This window comes from Pseudomonas glycinae (assembly GCF_001594225.2).
GTDB lineage: Bacteria > Pseudomonadota > Gammaproteobacteria > Pseudomonadales > Pseudomonadaceae > Aquipseudomonas > Aquipseudomonas glycinae.
Window position 1 is genome coordinate 2731841 of the sequence record NZ_CP014205.2, and the last position, 17264, is coordinate 2749104.

15 protein-coding genes are annotated in these 17264 nt (G+C 62.6%); 12 read left to right on the forward strand and 3 right to left on the reverse strand.

The annotated features are described in order from the left end of the window. Positions 1 to 112: 112 nt before the first annotated feature. Positions 113 to 769 (reverse strand): histidinol-phosphatase, encoded by a 657-nt coding sequence (locus AWU82_RS12300; RefSeq protein WP_007953472.1) that lies wholly within the window; start codon positions 767 to 769, stop codon positions 113 to 115. Between the two features lie 143 nt (positions 770 to 912). Here AWU82_RS12300 and AWU82_RS12305 point away from each other — a divergent pair, with 143 nt between their 5' ends. Both AWU82_RS12305 and ptsP read left to right on the forward strand, forming a co-directional pair. Further along, a complete protein-coding gene (locus AWU82_RS12305; protein ID WP_003229203.1) occupies positions 913 to 1392 on the forward strand; it encodes an RNA pyrophosphohydrolase in 480 nt (159 codons plus the stop codon). A 22-nt stretch (positions 1393 to 1414) separates the two neighbouring features. Next, positions 1415 to 3694, forward strand: a complete 2280-nt coding sequence (ptsP, locus tag AWU82_RS12310; protein WP_064380023.1) for a phosphoenolpyruvate--protein phosphotransferase — start codon at positions 1415 to 1417, stop codon at positions 3692 to 3694. 124 nt (positions 3695 to 3818) lie between these two features. On the opposite strand, the gene AWU82_RS12315 is transcribed toward ptsP, so the two are convergent. Next, positions 3819 to 4565 carry an NRDE family protein gene (locus AWU82_RS12315; protein ID WP_064380024.1) on the reverse strand — a complete coding sequence of 249 codons (747 nt, stop codon included), beginning with the start codon at positions 4563 to 4565 and terminating at the stop codon, positions 3819 to 3821. Between the two features lie 131 nt (positions 4566 to 4696). Here AWU82_RS12315 and AWU82_RS12320 point away from each other — a divergent pair, with 131 nt between their 5' ends. The 3 genes from AWU82_RS12320 (at position 4697) to AWU82_RS12330 (ending at position 7413) form a co-directional block, all read left to right on the forward strand. Continuing rightward, on the forward strand, positions 4697 to 5479 hold the full coding sequence (locus tag AWU82_RS12320; RefSeq protein WP_064380026.1) for a sulfite exporter TauE/SafE family protein: 783 nt from the start codon (positions 4697 to 4699) through the stop codon (positions 5477 to 5479). 96 nt (positions 5480 to 5575) lie between these two features. After that, complete coding sequence (gene lgt, locus AWU82_RS12325; protein WP_039767887.1) at positions 5576 to 6391, forward strand: prolipoprotein diacylglyceryl transferase; 816 nt, start codon at positions 5576 to 5578, stop codon at positions 6389 to 6391. Between the two features lie 50 nt (positions 6392 to 6441). Beyond that, positions 6442 to 7413: a thymidylate synthase gene (locus AWU82_RS12330; protein WP_064380027.1), complete on the forward strand. Its 972-nt coding sequence runs from the start codon at positions 6442 to 6444 to the stop codon at positions 7411 to 7413. Positions 7414 to 7532: 119 nt separating this feature from the next. On the opposite strand, the gene cadR is transcribed toward AWU82_RS12330, so the two are convergent. After that, the gene (gene cadR / locus AWU82_RS12335; RefSeq protein WP_011336419.1) at positions 7533 to 7982 is read right to left on the reverse strand and encodes a Cd(II)/Pb(II)-responsive transcriptional regulator; all 450 of its coding nucleotides are present in this window, start codon (positions 7980 to 7982) and stop codon (positions 7533 to 7535) included. 83 nt (positions 7983 to 8065) lie between these two features. Here cadR and AWU82_RS12340 point away from each other — a divergent pair, with 83 nt between their 5' ends. The 7 genes from AWU82_RS12340 to AWU82_RS12370 all read left to right on the forward strand — a co-directional run bounded on the left by AWU82_RS12340 (position 8066) and on the right by AWU82_RS12370 (position 17220). Further along, complete coding sequence (locus AWU82_RS12340) at positions 8066 to 10375, forward strand: heavy metal translocating P-type ATPase (RefSeq protein WP_064380029.1); 2310 nt, start codon at positions 8066 to 8068, stop codon at positions 10373 to 10375. A gap of 15 nt (positions 10376 to 10390) precedes the next feature. Then, entirely contained in the window at positions 10391 to 11254 is an 864-nt protein-coding gene (locus AWU82_RS12345) for a LysR family transcriptional regulator (RefSeq protein WP_064380031.1), read from the forward strand. A gap of 224 nt (positions 11255 to 11478) precedes the next feature. Beyond that, the gene (locus AWU82_RS12350) at positions 11479 to 12555 is read left to right on the forward strand and encodes a putative 2-aminoethylphosphonate ABC transporter ATP-binding protein (RefSeq protein ID WP_064380032.1); all 1077 of its coding nucleotides are present in this window, start codon (positions 11479 to 11481) and stop codon (positions 12553 to 12555) included. Beyond that, entirely contained in the window at positions 12555 to 14279 is a 1725-nt protein-coding gene (locus AWU82_RS12355) for a putative 2-aminoethylphosphonate ABC transporter permease subunit (RefSeq protein WP_064380034.1), read from the forward strand. Before AWU82_RS12350 ends, AWU82_RS12355 begins: the two co-directional genes overlap by 1 nt. Before the next feature lie 48 nt (positions 14280 to 14327). Next, a complete protein-coding gene (locus AWU82_RS12360) occupies positions 14328 to 15353 on the forward strand; it encodes a putative 2-aminoethylphosphonate ABC transporter substrate-binding protein (RefSeq protein ID WP_064380036.1) in 1026 nt (341 codons plus the stop codon). 167 nt (positions 15354 to 15520) lie between these two features. Continuing rightward, positions 15521 to 16654 (forward strand): TIGR03364 family FAD-dependent oxidoreductase, encoded by a 1134-nt coding sequence (locus AWU82_RS12365; protein WP_064380038.1) that lies wholly within the window; start codon positions 15521 to 15523, stop codon positions 16652 to 16654. Then, positions 16654 to 17220: a phosphonate degradation HD-domain oxygenase gene (locus AWU82_RS12370; RefSeq protein WP_064380039.1), complete on the forward strand. Its 567-nt coding sequence runs from the start codon at positions 16654 to 16656 to the stop codon at positions 17218 to 17220. Before AWU82_RS12365 ends, AWU82_RS12370 begins: the two co-directional genes overlap by 1 nt. Positions 17221 to 17264: the final 44 nt, after the last annotated feature.

The following is a 17264-nucleotide window of genomic DNA, read 5'->3' on the forward strand; positions in this document are numbered from 1 at the left end:
ATCGCTGGCAAGCCAGCTCCCACAGGGATCTTCAGTGAACACAGACTTTGTGAGCGCTTGAGAACTTGTGGGAGCTGCGGTGCGACGATTCGACTTGCCAGCGATGACGTCATCAGTCGCGCAGACTGATTACCGGCCAGCCACGTTTCTCGGCTTCGGCCCGCAGGTTCGGATCCGGATCGACCGCCACAGGATTCGCCACCTGCTCCAGCAGTGGCAGGTCATTCATCGAGTCGCTGTAGAAATAGCTGCCTTCCAGCGAATGCCCGGTTTCCTCCAGCCAGCGGTTCAGGCGCGTCACCTTGCCTTCGCGAAAGCACGGCACGTCGGTGCTGCGTCCGGTGTAGCGGCCGTCCTGCATTTCGCACTCGGTGGCGATCAGGGTTTCGACGCCCAGGCGCACGGCGATCGGTGCGGTGACGAAGCGGTTGGTGGCAGTGATGATCACCAGTTTGTCGCCGGCATCACGGTGCTTTTTCAGCAGCTCAAGCGCCTTGGGCAGAACGATCGGCTCGATGCAGTCGCGCATGTAATCGTTGTGCCATTGCTCAAGCACGGCCATCTCGGTGCGGCCGAGGATTTCCAGGCAGAAGTTCAGGTAGGCCGCGTTATCCAGTTTGCCGGCCAGGTAATCCTGGTAGAACTCGTCGTTGCGTGTCTTGTAGGCGATCGGGTCGAGGAAGCCGCGCTCGCACAGATAGTCACCCCAGGCGTGATCGCTGTCGCCGCCCAGAAGGGTGTTGTCCAAATCGAATAAAGCCAGGCGCATTGCAGTTACCCGCTGAAAAGTCAGTAAAAAGGTGACCAGAATACGGTCTTTTCACAAGAGTGCACATAAGGTAGGAAGCCTCGTTGCCGCCTTCACAACCTTTGTGGAACAATGCGGCGACATGCGTTTGCGAGGTTGTTGCCGTGATCGACCCCGATGGTTTCCGCCCTAATGTCGGGATCATTCTGACGAATGACGCCGGCCAGGTGCTATGGGCTCGCCGTATCAATCAAGATGCCTGGCAGTTTCCACAAGGGGGAATCAACCCCGAGGAGACGCCCGAAGACGCCTTGTACCGCGAGCTGAACGAAGAAGTTGGCCTGGAACGCGAAGATGTTGAAATTCTCGCCTGTACCCGGGGCTGGTTGCGCTATCGTTTGCCGCAACGTCTGGTGCGAACCCACAGCCAACCGCTGTGCATCGGCCAGAAACAGAAGTGGTTTCTCCTGCGCCTGATCTCCAACGAGCAGCGGGTGCGGATGGATTTGACCGGTAAACCGGAGTTCGATGGCTGGCGCTGGGTCAGTTATTGGTATCCGTTGGGCCAGGTGGTGACATTCAAGCGCGAAGTGTATCGCCGCGCTCTCAAAGAGCTTGCCCCGCGCCTTTTAGCGCGCGACTGACGACGGAGTTCGACCCCGAGCCATGCTCAATACGCTGCGCAAGATCGTCCAGGAAGTTAACTCCGCCAAGGATCTCAAGGCGGCGTTGGGGATTATTGTGTTGCGCGTCAAAGAGGCCATGGGCAGCCAGGTCTGCTCGGTCTACCTGCTTGATCCAGAGACCAACCGCTTCGTGCTGATGGCCACCGAGGGCTTGAACAAGCGCTCGATCGGCAAGGTCAGCATGGCACCCAACGAAGGTCTGGTCGGCCTGGTCGGCACGCGTGAAGAACCCCTGAACCTCGAAAACGCCGCGGATCACCCGCGCTACCGCTACTTCGCCGAGACCGGCGAGGAGCGCTACGCCTCGTTCCTCGGGGCGCCGATCATTCACCACCGCCGCGTCGTCGGCGTGTTGGTCATCCAGCAGAAAGAACGCCGCCAGTTCGATGAGGGTGAAGAAGCCTTCCTCGTGACCATGAGCGCGCAGCTCGCGGGCGTAATCGCTCACGCCGAGGCCACAGGTTCCATCCGTGGTCTGGGCCGTCAGGGCAAGGGCATTCAGGAAGCCAAGTTCGTCGGCGTGCCGGGTTCACCGGGTGCGGCGGTCGGTACCGCGGTGGTCATGTTGCCACCGGCGGATCTGGACGTGGTGCCGGACAAAACCATCACCGACATCGACGCGGAGCTGGCGCTGTTCAAGACCGCCATCGAAGGCGTGCGCGCCGACATGCGTGCGTTGTCGGCCAAACTGGCGACCCAGCTGCGTCCGGAAGAGCGCGCGCTGTTCGACGTCTATCTGATGATGCTCGACGATGCCTCGCTGGGCAGCGAAATCACCAACGTGATCAAGACCGGTCAATGGGCCCAGGGCGCGCTGCGCCAGGTCGTGACCGATCACGTCAATCGCTTCGATTTGATGGACGACGAGTACTTGCGTGAGCGGGCGTCGGACGTCAAGGACCTCGGCCGCCGGCTGCTCGCCTATCTGCAGGAGGAGCGCCAGCAAAACCTGGTCTACCCGGAAAAAACCATTCTGGTCAGCGAAGAACTGACGCCGGCGATGCTCGGCGAGGTGCCGGAAGGCACGCTGGTCGGTCTGGTCTCGGTACTGGGCTCGGGCAACTCCCACGTTGCGATCCTCGCCCGGGCCATGGGTATCCCGACGGTGATGGGCCTGGTCGACCTGCCATACGCCAAGGTTGACGGCATCGACATGATCGTCGATGGCACCAAGGGTGAGGTCTACACCAACCCCAGCGAAGTGCTGCGCAAGCAGTTCACCGAGGTGGTGGAGGAAGAGAAGCAACTGGCGCTGGGTCTCGATACCCTGCGCGACCTGCCGTGCGTGACCCTTGATGGCCACCGCATGCCGCTGTGGGTCAACACCGGCCTGCTGGCGGACGTGGCGCGGGCGCAGAAGCGCGGCGCCGAAGGTGTCGGTCTGTACCGCACCGAAGTGCCGTTCATGATCAACCAGCGCTTCCCGAGCGAGAAGGAACAACTGGCGATCTACCGCGAGCAGCTCGCCGCGTTCCACCCGCAACCGGTGACCATGCGCAGCCTGGACATTGGCGGCGACAAGTCGCTGTCGTACTTCCCGATCAAGGAAGACAACCCGTTCCTCGGCTGGCGCGGGATCCGCGTCACCCTCGACCACCCGGAAATCTTCCTGGTGCAGACCCGCGCGATGCTCAAGGCCAGCGAAGGCCTGAACAACCTGCGGATCCTGCTGCCGATGATCTCCGGCATCCACGAGCTCGAAGAGGCGCTGCACCTGATCCACCGGGCCTGGGGTGAAGTGCGCGACGAAGGCACCGACGTGCCGATGCCGCCGGTGGGCGTGATGATCGAAATTCCGGCGGCGGTTTACCAGACCCGGGAACTGGCGCGGATGGTGGACTTCCTGTCGGTCGGCTCCAACGACCTGACCCAGTACCTGCTGGCGGTGGACCGCAACAACCCACGGGTGGCCGATCTCTACGACTACCTGCACCCGGCGGTGCTGCAAGCCCTGCAAACCGTGGTGCGCGACGCCCATGCCGAAGGCAAGCCGGTGAGCATCTGCGGCGAGATGGCCGGTGACCCGGCGGCAGCGGTGCTGTTGATGGCGATGGGCTTCGACAGCCTGTCGATGAACGCCACCAACCTGCCGAAGGTGAAGTGGATGCTGCGTCAGATCAACCTGAGCAAGGCCAGGGATCTGCTGGCGGAACTGATGACCATCGACAACCCGCAGGTGATCCACAGCTCGCTGCAACTGGCGTTGAAGAATCTTGGGTTGGCGAAGATGGTCAATCCGGCGGCGGTCAAATCCCTCTGAAATTCTGAGGGCCTCATCGCTGGCAAGCCAGCTCCCACAGTTTCCTCCAGTGTTCACAAAATATGTGTCCACCGAGCATCCTGTGGGAGCTGGCTTGCCAGCGATGGCGTCCGTATAGCAACGCCTAAATCAGAATTTCCACTTCCCCCAAGTGCCCGCCATACGGCCCGAAACTGCGCTCCACCATCCGCCGCGTCCCATCAGCCTGCACGATCAACGCCGTACTCGCCCGCGTCCCGTAACTCTGGCTGGCAATAAACACACTCGACAACAACGACTCGGTCGCCAGCCCCACGCCGGTGTCCGGCAGATCGGCAAACGGTGCCGTTTGCGCATCGCTCAATAAAGCCAACAACCGCTCGGGCTGCGGATCATCCAGCACGGCACTCAATGCCGCTTTGGCCTTGAGCAGTTTCGGCCACGGTGTATCCAGCCCGGCGTTGGACAGACCATAGACGCCGGGCTGCAACATCACCGGTTCCGAAGACCGCGCATTGAAGTGCCACAGCTCGTTGGCATTGCCCAGAAGCAGGTTGAAGCCGGCATAGTCCGGCGAACGGGCGACAACGTCGGACAAATAGTCATCGATCGACAGGTTTTCGGTCAGAAATCCCGCCACCAGCTCGCCCCGAGAACGTCGAGCCGGCGGCTGATGCGGATCGCGAATGTTGGTCAGCGCCGCGAAACGACCGTTGGCACCCAGTCCGAGCCAGGTTCCCCCCGCCTCAAGGTCCCGTCCGGCATGAACCTGCGGCGACTCGGGCCATTGCGCCAGCGGCAGGCTGGGCCGGGCGTAGAATTCGTCACGGTTGGCCGCGACGATCAGCGGCTGGGCATGCCCCGGCCGCCAAGCGAAAACAATCAGGCACATAAGGTGGTCCTTGTGTGTTTTTTGCCCACTCTACGCAGACATCGTCCGTGCATCCATCGCCAGTGGAGCCGAAGGGTATCCATCCGTTACCATGCCGCTCCGGTTTTGGGGACGCGCCTTGGGAGGCAGTCATGGAATTTCTGCTCTATCTGGCGCTGGGCGCCTGTGCGGGCGTACTGGCCGGGCTGTTCGGGGTGGGCGGCGGGATCATCATCGTCCCGGTGCTGGTGTTCAGTTTCACCTTGCAGGGCTTCGATCCGTCGATCCTGACCCATCTGGCGGTCGGCACGTCCCTGGCGACGATCATCTTTACCTCGGTCAATGCCGTGCGCGAGCATCATCGACGCGGCGCGGTGCGCTGGCCGATCTTCAAGTGGATGACCGTTGGCATTCTGCTCGGCGCCGGTTTCGGTGCATTGACCGCCGAAGCGATCTCCGGACCCAACCTGCAAAAGATCATCGGTGTGTTCGCCCTGGTGATCGCGGCGCAGCTGGCGCTGGACGTCAAGCCCAAGGCCAGCCGAACGGTGCCGGGTAAACTCGGTCTGACCGTGGCCGGCAGTGTGATCGGCTGGGCATCGGCGATTTTCGGGATTGGCGGCGGCTCGCTGACCGTGCCGTTCCTGACATGGCGCAGCGTGCCGATGCAGCAGGCGGTGGCGACCTCGTCGGCCTGCGGTCTGCCGATTGCTGTGGCCAGTGCAATAAGTTTCATGATTCTGGGCTGGCATGATCCGTTGCTGCCGGCCCATAGTCTCGGTTTTGTGTATTTGCCGGCACTGCTCGGCATTGCGCTGACCAGCATGGTGTTCGCCCGTCTCGGCGCGCGGCTGGCGCACAGGCTGTCGCCGAAGTTGCTGAAACGGCTGTTCGCGGCTTTGCTGTTTTGCGTGGGCCTGAGCTTTCTGTTCTGAGCCGTCGGTTTTGGCAGGTCGCAATCCTGGCTTAATCCTGAGGTGACAGCGTCGCCCGGGAATTTTTGAAGATTTGAATGCTAACGAGGAGTCGCAATGCTGCCTTACCCGCAGATCGATCCGGTGGCCCTGGCCATCGGTCCGCTGAAAATCCACTGGTACGGCCTGATGTACCTGGTCGGCATCGGCGGCGCGTGGCTGCTGGCATCGCGCCGGCTCAACCGTTTCGACCCGACCTGGACCAAGGAAAAGCTGTCCGACCTGGTGTTCTGGCTGTCGATGGGTGTGATTGTCGGCGGGCGTCTGGGCTATGTGCTGTTCTACGACCTGAGCGCTTACCTCGCCAACCCGACACTGATTTTTGAAGTGTGGAAGGGCGGCATGTCGTTCCACGGCGGTTTCATCGGCGTGATGCTGGCCGCGCTGTGGTTCGGCAAGCGTAACGGCAAGTCGTTCTTCCAGCTGATGGACTTCGTGGCGCCGATGGTGCCGATCGGTCTGGGCGCCGGACGCATCGGCAACTTCATCAACGCCGAGCTGTGGGGCAAGGCCACCGACGTGCCGTGGGCCATGGTATTCCCGCCGTTCAGCGACCCGGCGCAACTGCCGCGTCACCCGTCGCAGCTGTATCAGTTCGCGCTGGAAGGCGTGGCGCTGTTCCTGATCCTCTGGCTGTTCTCGCGCAAGCCGCGGCCGACCATGGCGGTTTCGGGCATGTTCGCGCTGTTCTATGGCATCTTCCGTTTCATCGTCGAATTCGTCCGCGTGCCGGACGCGCAACTGGGCTATCTGGCCTGGAACTGGCTGACCATGGGTCAGGTACTCTGTGTACCGATGATCATCGGCGGGCTGTTCCTGATCTGGCTGGCCTACCACCGCGCCCCGGCGGCGCCGGTTGCACCGACAGCTTAAATATTCGAACCCCGGCGACGTCTGCCGGGGCTCAAGGACACAGGTAACTCATGAAGCAATATCTCGATCTGGTGTCGCACGTCATCAACAACGGCACCAAACAGGCCAACCGTACCGGCGTGAACACCATCAGCTTTCCGGGCGCGATGCTGCGCTTCGATCTGCAGGAAGGTTTCCCGGCGATCACCACCCGCAAGATGGCCTTCAAATCGGCCATCGGCGAGATGTGCGGCTTTCTGCGTGGCGTGAACAGCGCCGCCGAATTCCGTGCGCTGGGCTGCAAGGTCTGGGATCAGAACGCCAACGAAAACGCCCAGTGGCTGGCCAATCCGTTCCGTCAGGGCGAAGACGACCTCGGCGAAATCTACGGCGTGCAATGGCGCAAATGGCCGGCGTACAAGCAGATCCCGTTGAGCAACACCGCCGCCATCGAACAAACCCTGAGCAACGGCTACAAGCAGATTGCTCAGGGCGAAGAAGACGGCCAGGCCTACGTGGTGCTGTACAAGGCCATCGATCAGGTGCGCCAGTGCGTCGACACGATCATCAAGGACCCGGGCAGCCGGCGCATCCTGTTCCACGGCTGGAACTGCGCCCAGCTCGATGAAATGGCCTTGCCGCCGTGCCATCTGCTGTACCAGTTCCACCCGAATGTCGAGACCAAAGAGATTTCTCTGACCCTCTACATCCGCTCCAACGACCTGGGCCTGGGCACGCCGTTCAACCTCACCGAAGGCGCCGCGCTGCTAAGCCTGATCGGTCGCCTGACCGGCTACACGCCGCGCTGGTTCACCTATTTCATCGGTGATGCACACGTCTACGAGAACCACCTGGACATGCTCAACGAACAGCTCAAGCGCGAGCCGTTCGCCATGCCGAAGCTGAAGATTTCGGACCGCGTGCCGGAGTTTGCCAAGACCGGTGTTTATCAGCCGGAATGGCTGGAGCTGGTGGAGCCGAGCGACTTCTCCCTGGAAGGCTACGAGCACCATGCGCCGATGACCGCGCCGATGGCGGTCTAGTCGGCAGGATCGTTCCCACGCTCTGCGTGGGAATGAATCCCGTGACGCTCCGCGTCACTTTGGACGCGGAGCGTCCATGGCGGCATTCCCACGCGGAGCATGGGAACGAGCGTCAATCGTTAGTGGCCGTGGCTTCTGCCCACATGGGAATGTTCGACTTCGGTTGCCACAACTCCGCCACTGACTTCCAGCCGCTGCAGGATCCCGCACTGATCCGCCTCCGGCCCTTCGCCACAGCGCTGGCGCAGCTCGAGCAGTTGCGTCTGCAACGCCAGTAACCCATCGATTCGCGCCTTGACGTGCTGGATGTGCTCGTCGATCAGCGCATTCACGCTTTCACATTGATCCTGCGGGCTGTCGCGCAAGGCGAGCAGGCTGCGGATTTCTTCAAGGGTCATGTCGAGGGTGCGGCAGTTGCGGATGAAGGTCAGGCGTTCGGCGTGGGCCTGGGTGTAGACGCGGTAGTTGCCGTCGCTGCGGGCCGGCTCCGGCAGCAGGTTTTCGCGCTCGTAGTAGCGGATGGTTTCCACGGCGCAATCGGTCTGTTTCGCCAGTTCTCCGATCTTCATGACGGCAATCTCCAAAGGGTGCTTGACCCTATAGTGGCTACAGGGTCTTTACTTGGCAACAGGCACCTTCATGGACGCGACCAATGAGCGATTCCCTGCACACCCACAAGCCCGGCGACGGGCACGATCACAGTCACAAACTGCAGCCTGTGCATAAACATGCCCACGGCGGCGATTCCTGCTGCGGGTCGAAAACCGTTGCGCCTGCGCCGGCTCATTCGAGTGAAGACTCGTGCTGTTCGTCGAAAGTCGCCGCACCTTCGCTTGTTCAACTGAGCGAGGCAAAAAGCGCCGACGCCCGGCTGAGCAGCTTCCGCATCGAAGCGATGGACTGCCCGACCGAACAGACCCTGATCCAGAACAAGCTCGGCAAACTGGCCGGGATCCAGCAGCTGGAATTCAACCTGATCAACCGCGTGCTCGGCGTGACCCACAATTTGCCGGACACCGCGCCGATCATCGACGCGATCAAATCCCTCGGCATGCAGGCCGAGCCGCTGGAAGCAGGCGTTGAATCGCCGGTTGCAGCGCCGGTGAAAAAACACTGGTGGCCACTGGCACTGTCCGGCGTTGGTGCGCTCGCTGCCGAAGTAATCCACTTCACCAGCGCCGCCCCGACCTGGGTGGTGGCGATCATCGCGCTGATCTCGATCCTCAGCGGCGGCCTCACCACCTACAAGAAGGGCTGGATCGCCCTGAAGAACCGCAACCTCAACATCAACGCCCTGATGAGTATCGCCGTGACCGGCGCCTTATTGATCGGCCAATGGCCGGAAGCGGCGATGGTGATGTTCCTGTTCACCGTGGCCGAGCTGATCGAAGCGCGCTCGCTGGATCGCGCACGCAACGCCATCAGCGGTTTGATGCAAATGACGCCGGAGCAGGCCACTGTGTTGCAGGCGGACGGCAACTGGGTCGAACTGGATGTGAAAAGCATCGATCTCGGCGCCCGCGTGCGGGTGAAACCCGGTGAGCGTATCGCGCTGGACGGAGAAGTCGTCAGCGGCAGTTCGACCATCGATCAGGCGCCGATCACTGGCGAAAGCCTGCCGGTGGAAAAAACCGTCGGCGACAAAGTGTTCGCCGGCACCATCAATCAGGCCGGTTCGCTGGAATATGCGGTGACCGCCGCGGCGAACAATTCCACTCTGGCGCGAATCATCCACGCCGTGGAGCAGGCGCAAGGCGCGCGAGCGCCGACCCAGCGCTTCGTCGATCAATTCTCGAAAATCTACACCCCGGTGGTCTTCGTCCTGGCGCTGGCCGTGGCGATCATCCCGCCGCTGTTCATGGGGGGCGCGTGGTTCGACTGGATCTACCGTGCGCTGGTGCTGCTGGTGGTCGCTTGCCCGTGTGCGCTGGTGATTTCCACCCCGGTGACCATTGTCAGTGGCCTCGCGGCTGCGGCGCGCAAAGGCATTCTGGTCAAGGGCGGCGTGTACCTGGAGGGCGGTTTCAAACTCGACTATCTGGCCCTCGACAAGACCGGCACCCTCACCCACGGCAAACCGGTGCAGACCGATTACCTGTCCCTCGACCCGACCGCCGACGCCACGGCCCCGGCAATTGCCGCCGCGCTGGCCGGGCGCTCCGATCACCCGGTGTCGCTGGCCATCGCCAACGCTGCTGTGGATAAAGGTTTGGCGGCGCGGGTTGTGGATAACTTCGAAGCGCTGGCCGGCCGCGGGGTAAAAGGCGAGGTCAACGGTCAGGTCTACCACCTGGGTAACCACCGACTGGTGGAAGAACTGGGCCTGTGCTCGCCGCAACTGGAAGAACAGCTGTTCGCGCTGGAGAAACAAGGCAAGTCCGTGGTGTTGCTGCTCGACAGCTCCGGCCCGCTGGCGCTGTTCGCCGTGGCCGACACGGTCAAGGAAACCAGCCGCGAGGCGATCCGCCAACTGCACGACCTGGGCGTGAAAACCCTGATGCTGACCGGCGACAACGTCCACACCGCGCAGGCGATTGCGGCGCAGGTCGGCATCGATCAGGCCAAGGGCGACCTGCTGCCGACCGACAAACTGCAAGCCATCGAAGACCTTTACGCGCAGGGCCGTCGGGTCGGCATGGTCGGCGACGGTATCAACGATGCACCGGCACTGGCTCGGGCGGAGATCGGTTTTGCGATGGCGGCGGCCGGCACCGATACGGCCATCGAAACCGCCGATGTCGCCCTGATGGACGACGATCTGCGCAAGATACCGGCCTTCATCAGCCTGTCGCGCGATACCGCCACTATCTTGAAACAGAACATCGCGCTGGCGCTGGTGATCAAAGCGATCTTTCTTGGGGTAACCTTCGCCGGGCTCGCCACCATGTGGATGGCGGTGTTTGCCGACATGGGCGTAAGCCTGCTGGTGGTGTTCAACGGTTTGCGCCTGTTGCGCAAATAGAGACGAGGGACGGTTGTGCTGAGTGCCGAGCTGAAAGCGTTTTACATGGTGGCCCGCCTGGGCAGCATCACGCTGGCGGCGAAAAAGCTCGGCCTCAGTCAACCGACCGTGACCACCCAGATCCGCAATCTGGAAAGCCAGTATTCGGTAGAGCTGTTCTACCGGGGCGGCCGGCGCCTGAGTGTCAGCGACGAAGGCGCGCGGCTGTTGCCGATGGTCAAAGCCTTGTTGCAGCAGGAAGCCGATATCGAGTTCTTCCTGCGCAACAGCGGCCAGGTGCAGGGCACGCTGCGCATCGCCGCCACCGCGCCGTATTACATCCTCGATCTGGTGAAGACCTTCCGCGAGCGTCTGCCGCAGGTGGAGGTGTCGGTGGAAATCGGCAACTCGCAACACGTGCTCGAAGCGCTGGAGGATTACCGGGTGGATGTCGCGGCGTCGTCGCAATTGCTCGACGATGCCCGGCTGATCCGCCGTGTGCTCGGCAGCGACCCGCTGGTGCTGGCGGTGCATCGCAATCATCCGCTGGCGGCGCACGACCATGTGACGCTGAGCGCGCTGGCCGGACATACCTTGCTGATGCGCGAACCGGGGTCAACCACTCGACGGCTCACCGAAGAGTTGCTGGCCAGTGCCGGGGTCAGTTTTGGCCCGTTGCTGGAAATCGGCAGCCGCGAATCGATCCGCGAAGCGGTGCTGCGCAACATCGGCATCAGCATCATCGCCCGCCAGGAAGTGCCGCACGATCCGCAGTTGCGGGTGCTGACGCTCGAAAATGCGCCGCAGATCCCCGAATACCTTTACTGCCTCAAGGAACGCAAGAACGCCCGGTTGCCGGCGGCGTTTCTCGGACTGGCGCAGGAAATGTCCCCGGCTTAGTGATCGTTCCCACGCTCTGCGTGGGAATGCAGCCCGGGACGCTCCGCGTCCCTTCCAGAGCCGAACGCGGAGCGTCCGTTGAGGCATTCCCACGCAGAGCGTGGGAACGATCTGTGGTGAACCAAAAATCCTGAATACCACTATCGGTCGTTTTTGCCTCACTGCCACATGACCGACGCATTACAACTCTAGGATTCGTCTCATCTGCTTGATGAGGCCTGTCCATGAACCCTGCAATCGCAACTGCCCTGACCAATCCCGGCGCGCCGATGAAAGTGCGCGGCGTGCAGAAGCGTTTCGGCGCTTTCACGGCGCTGGATAACGTCTCCCTCGATGTCGCGGCCGGTGAGCTGGTGTGTCTGCTCGGCCCGTCGGGCTGTGGCAAGACAACATTGTTGCGTTGCATCGCCGGCCTGGAGAAACAGGACAGCGGCGAGTTGTATCTCGGCGAGCGCGACGTTTCCCACCTCGCGCCCCAGGCTCGGGACTACGGCATTCTGTTCCAGTCCTACGCGCTGTTCCCCAATCTGACCGTCGAAGCGAACATTGCCTACGGCCTCGCCGGCAGCGGTCGCGATGAAGTGCGCCGTCGCGTCGGTCAGATGCTGGAACTGGTCGGCCTCACCGGCAGTGAGAAAAAGTACCCGGGCCAGTTATCCGGCGGCCAGCAGCAACGGGTGGCGTTGGCCCGCGCCCTGGCCCCCGCGCCGTCGCTGTTGCTGCTCGACGAACCGATGTCGGCCCTCGATGCCCGGGTTCGCGAGCATCTGTGCACCGAGCTGCGTCAACTGCAACGCAACCTCGGCATCACCACCCTGATGGTCACCCACAATCAGGACGAAGCCATGTTGATGGCCGACCGCATCGCCGTGATGAACAACGGCAAGGTCGAGCAGTACGCCACCCCGCAGGACATCTACAACCGCCCGGCCACGCCGTTCGTGGCCGAGTTCGTCGGCCAGGGCAACTGGTTGCCATTCCAGCGCAGCAGCGACAGCCACGCCAAGGTCGGTGGGATGAACCTGCGCCTGGCCGACGGCAGCGTCCACAGCCCGTCGGGCCGCTTGTTCTGCCGCCCGGAGGCGATCAACGTCAATCCGTTGGTGCATGAGGAAAACCTGTTCCCGGCCAAGGTCCGCGAGATCACCTTCCTCGGCAACCGCTGCCGCATGAGCTTCGAACTCGATCAATTGCCCGGTCACGCCTTGCTCGCTGAACTGGCACCGGAAGCCATGCCGCGCCTCGGCGCCCAGCAGATCATGGTCGCCTTGCCGCCACGCAGCCTGCAGGTGTTTGCCTGATGAACAGCAACCTCGCACTGCCGCTCCCGCACAAGCAGGCGCGGCAGGTGTCCGGGGCCGAGGTCGGCGACCGGATCTTCGTCCTCGGCGGCAAACTCCTGCTGCTGGTGTTGCTCGGTGTGGCGGTGCTGTTGCCATTGCTGGCGATCTTCTGGCGCGGCTTCAGCAGCGAAGCCGGGCAGGGCGGTGGCTGGCTCGCCGCCAAGGAACTGGTGAGCAGCGACAATTTCCACTGGCTGCTCGGCAACAGCCTGAAGGTTTCCCTCAGCGTCGCGGCCATCGTCGTACCGCTGGCCTACCTGTTTGCCTACGCCTTGCAGCGCACGTTGATTCCGGCAAAAGGCATCTGGCGCGGGATCTCCCTGCTGCCGCTGATGGCGCCGTCGATGCTGCCGGGGATTGCGCTGGTCTATCTGTTCGGCAATCAGGGGATGTTGCGCGGGCTGCTGGCGGACAACATCTACGGTTTCTGGGGCATTGTTCTGGGTGAGGTGATCTACACCTTCCCACACGCCTTGATGATTTTGCTGTCAGCCCTGTCGCTGGCGGACGCGCGATTGTTCGACGCTGCGTCGAGCATGGGTGCCAGTCCGGCAAAGGCCTTTCGCAGCATCACCTGGCCCGCGACCCGTCAGGCCGTGTTCGCCGCGTTCTGTCTGGTGTTCACCCTGACCATCACCGATTTCGGTGTACCGGTGGTGGTCGGTGGCGACTATCAAGTGCTGGCGCTGGAAGCCTACAAAGCAGTGGTCGGTCAGCAGCAATTTGGTCGCGGCGCGTTGATCGGCATGGTTCTGCTGCTGCCGGCGCTGTTCAGCTTCGGCGTCGATGCCTGGCTGCGTCGGCGTCACGGCGACGCCATGAGCGGCCGCGCCCAGGTGTTCAAACCGGCGCCATCGAGGAAGCGCGATGCCTTTTATCTCAGCGTGGTCCTGCTGATCAGCGCCGCGTTGCTGCTGGTGTTCGGCATGGCGGTGTTCTCGTCGCTGGTGAAGTTCTGGCCGTACAACCTGTCGCTGTCGCTCAACCACTACCAGTTCAACGAGACCGCCGGCGGTGGCTGGCTGGCCTACGGCAACAGTTTGAAGATGGCGCTGGGCACGGCGTTGATCGGCAGTGTGCTGATCTTCACCGGCGCCTACCTGATGGAAAAGACCCGCAGCCAGCGCGGACTGAATCTGACACTGCGCATGCTCAGTTTCGTACCGATGGCGGTGCCGGGCCTGGTGTTGGGTCTGGGTTACGTCTTCTTTTTCAACCTGACCGGCAACCCGCTGCACGTGCTGTACGGGACCATGACCCTGCTGATCGTCTGCACCATTGCTCACTATTTGACCACCGCGCAGATGACCGCCACCACCGCGCTGCGTCAGCTCGATGCCGAGTTCGAAGCCGCCGCGCTGTCGCTGAAAACACCGCTGTACCGGCATTACCTGCGGGTCACCGTGCCGATCTGCCTGCCGGCGCTGCTGGACATCGTGCGCTACCTGTTCGTATCGGCCATGACCACCGTGTCCGCCGCGATCTTCCTCTACAGCCCCGACACCATCCTCGCGGCGGTGGCGGTGCTGAACATGGACGACGCCGGCAACGTTGGCGGCGCGGCGGCGATGTCGACCCTGATTCTGTTCACCTCGGCGGGCGTGTCCTTGCTGCTGGCGTGGGCTTCGCGCGGCTTGCTGCGCCGTTCCCAGGCCTGGCGGCAAACGGCGCCGGGCCACTGATTCCATCCCGTTCAACTCCCCCTCAACTCAAAAGACAGGAAAACGATCATGTTCAAGCCTATGGCCCTGGCCGCTGCTGTGTTCGCTGCTTTCAGCCTGAATGCCTTCGCGGCAAAAACCGAGTTGACGGTGTACACCGCCCTCGAAGCCGAGCAGTTGAAGTCCTATAAAGAGGCGTTCGAAAAGGCCAACCCGGACGTCGAGATCAAGTGGGTGCGCGACTCCACCGGGATCATCACCGCCAAACTGCTGGCCGAAAAGGATCGCCCGCAGGCTGACGCGGTGTGGGGCTTGGCGGCGTCGAGCCTGGCGATCCTCGATCAGCAAGGCATGCTGCAAAGCTATGCGCCGAAAGATCTGGGCAAGATCGGCGCGAACTACCGCGACGCCGCCAACCCGCCAGCCTGGGTCGGCATGGACGTCTGGGCCGCAACCATTTGCTTCAACACCGTCGAGGCCGAAAAGCAGGGCCTGAGCAAACCGGTGAGCTGGCAGGACCTGACCAAGCCTGAGTACAAAGGCAAGATCGTGATGCCGAACCCGGCCTCGTCCGGCACCGGTTTCCTCGACGTCAGCGCCTGGCTGCAAACCTTCGGCGAGAAGCAGGGCTGGGCTTACATGGACGGCCTGCACCAGAACATCGGCCAGTACGTTCACTCCGGCTCCAAGCCTTGCAAACTGGCGGCAGCGGGCGAGTTCCCGATCGGCATTTCCTTCGAGTACCCGGCCGTTCAGCTCAAGCGTCAGGGCGCGCCGTTGGACATCATCCTGCCGAAGGAAGGCCTGGGCTGGGAGATCGAGGCGACTGCCGTGATCAAAGGCACGCCGCATGAAGAAGCCGCGAAGAAACTGGCCGACTTCTCCGCCAGTGCCCCGGCGATGGACCTGTACAAGGAAAACTTCGCTGTCCTCGCCCAGCCGGGCATCGCCAAGCCGCAGACCGAACTGCCGGCCGACTACGAGCAGCGCCTGATCAAGAACGACTTCGCCTGGGCCTCGAAGAACCGCGACGAGATCCTGACCGAATGGCGCAAGCGCTATGACGGCAAGTCCGAGAAAGTCGCGGCCAAGTAAATCTTCTTACCCGATCGTTCCCTGACGGAGCTTTGATCGTTCCCACGCTCCGCGTGGGAATGCAGCCAAGGACGCTCCGCGTCCTCTGTGACGCAGAGCGTCACGGTATTCATTCCCACGCAGAGCGTGGGAACGATCAACGTGGGAACGATCATTGAGGTAGCTGCATGACACAACACAACGACTTGCTGATCGTCGGCGCCGGCATCCTGGGCCTGTCCCACGCCTATGCCGCCGCCCGGCGCGGTCTCAAGGTCACGGTTTTCGAGCGCACCGCCACGCCGCTCGGCGCTTCGGTGCGCAACTTCGGCCAGGCGCTGGTCACCGGCCAGCCACCGGGCCCGATGCTCGAACTGGCCAAGGCCAGCCGCGACATCTGGGGCCAGTGGGCGCAGCTCGCCGGCCTGCAACTCAAGCGCAACGGCTCGTACCTGTTCGCCCGCACCGAGGCCGAAGAACATTTGCTCGAAGCGTTCTGCGCCGGGCGTGCCGTTGAGCACGACTACCGCGTCGAGCTGCTGCGTGGTGCCGCGTTGCGCGATCTGTACGGCGGCCAGTTCAGCCATCACCGCGCCGCGCTGCACGGAATGGACGATCAACAGCTGTATTCCCGGGAAGCGATTCCGGCGCTGATCGAATACCTGCGTCGCGAACTCAAGGTCGAGTTTCACTTCTCGACGCTGGTGCGCGACGTCGAACCGGGGCGCCTGCACAGTACCGCCGGGATCTTCTCCGCCGAACAGATCATCGTCTGCTCCGGCCACGATTATCAGACCTTGCTGGCCGAGCCGATTGCCGCCCTCGACCCGCAAATCTGCCGCCTGCAAATGCTCCGCGTCCGGCCGCAGATCGACCTGAACTTGCAACACGCCTTGCTCACCGGCCTCAGCTGCGTGCATTACGGCGCCTTCGCTGACTTGCCGGAAGCGGCGGCTGTGCAGGCGCTAATCCTGCGCGAACAACCGCACCTGCAGGCAAACGGCATTCACCTGCTGATCAGCCCGACACCTTATGGCGAGCTGATCATCGGCGATTCGCACCATTACGGCAGCGATCCATCACCGTTCAACGCCGAGCAGGTCGACAACTGGATGCTCGAACTGGCCGAGCACACCCTCGGTTGCAAGGTGCAAGTGGTCGAGCGCTGGCAGGGTGTCTATGGTTCCCGGGGGCCGGGGCCGTTTTCATTCCTGCGTCCGGCGCCGGGGCTGAGTGTGGCGCTGATGCACAGCGGCGTCGGCATGAGCGTCGGCCCGGCCATGGCCGAGCGCAATGTTGCACAGCTATTTGGAGAGCACTGATGTTGAGTCACGAGCAAGTCATCGATCGGGTGTTCGGCCTCTATGAGCGCTTCGGCGCCAGCGACTACATCGGCGAACCGGTGTCGCAGATCGAGCACATGTCCCAGGCAGCGCAACTGGCCATCGCCGAAGGCTTTGACGATGAAGTGGTGCTCGCCGCGTTCTTCCACGACATCGGCCATTTGTGTGCCGAAGGCGCGGAGAACATGGGCGGTTACGGCGTGGTCAGCCACGAACGCCTCGGCGCGGATTACTTGCGTGAGGCCGGCTTCAGCGAGCGCATGGCGCGGCTGGTGGAGTATCACGTCCAGGCCAAGCGCTATCTGACGCTCAGGGATCCGAGCTATTACCACCGCTTGAGCGAAGCCAGCCGCCGCACCCTGGAATATCAGGGCGGGGTGATGACCGAGGCTGAAGCGGATGCGTTCGAGCAGGATCCGTTGTGCGCCGTCAGCCTGCGAATGCGCCAGTGGGATGAACTGGCGAAGGAAATGGCGGTGCCGGTGATGGATCTTGCGTTGTTGAAGGGCAAGGCTTTTACCGTACTGTCCCGCGAGGCGCGCTGAACCTTCTTACGCCAAACCGGGAAACGGTGCATGGCGCGTGTTGC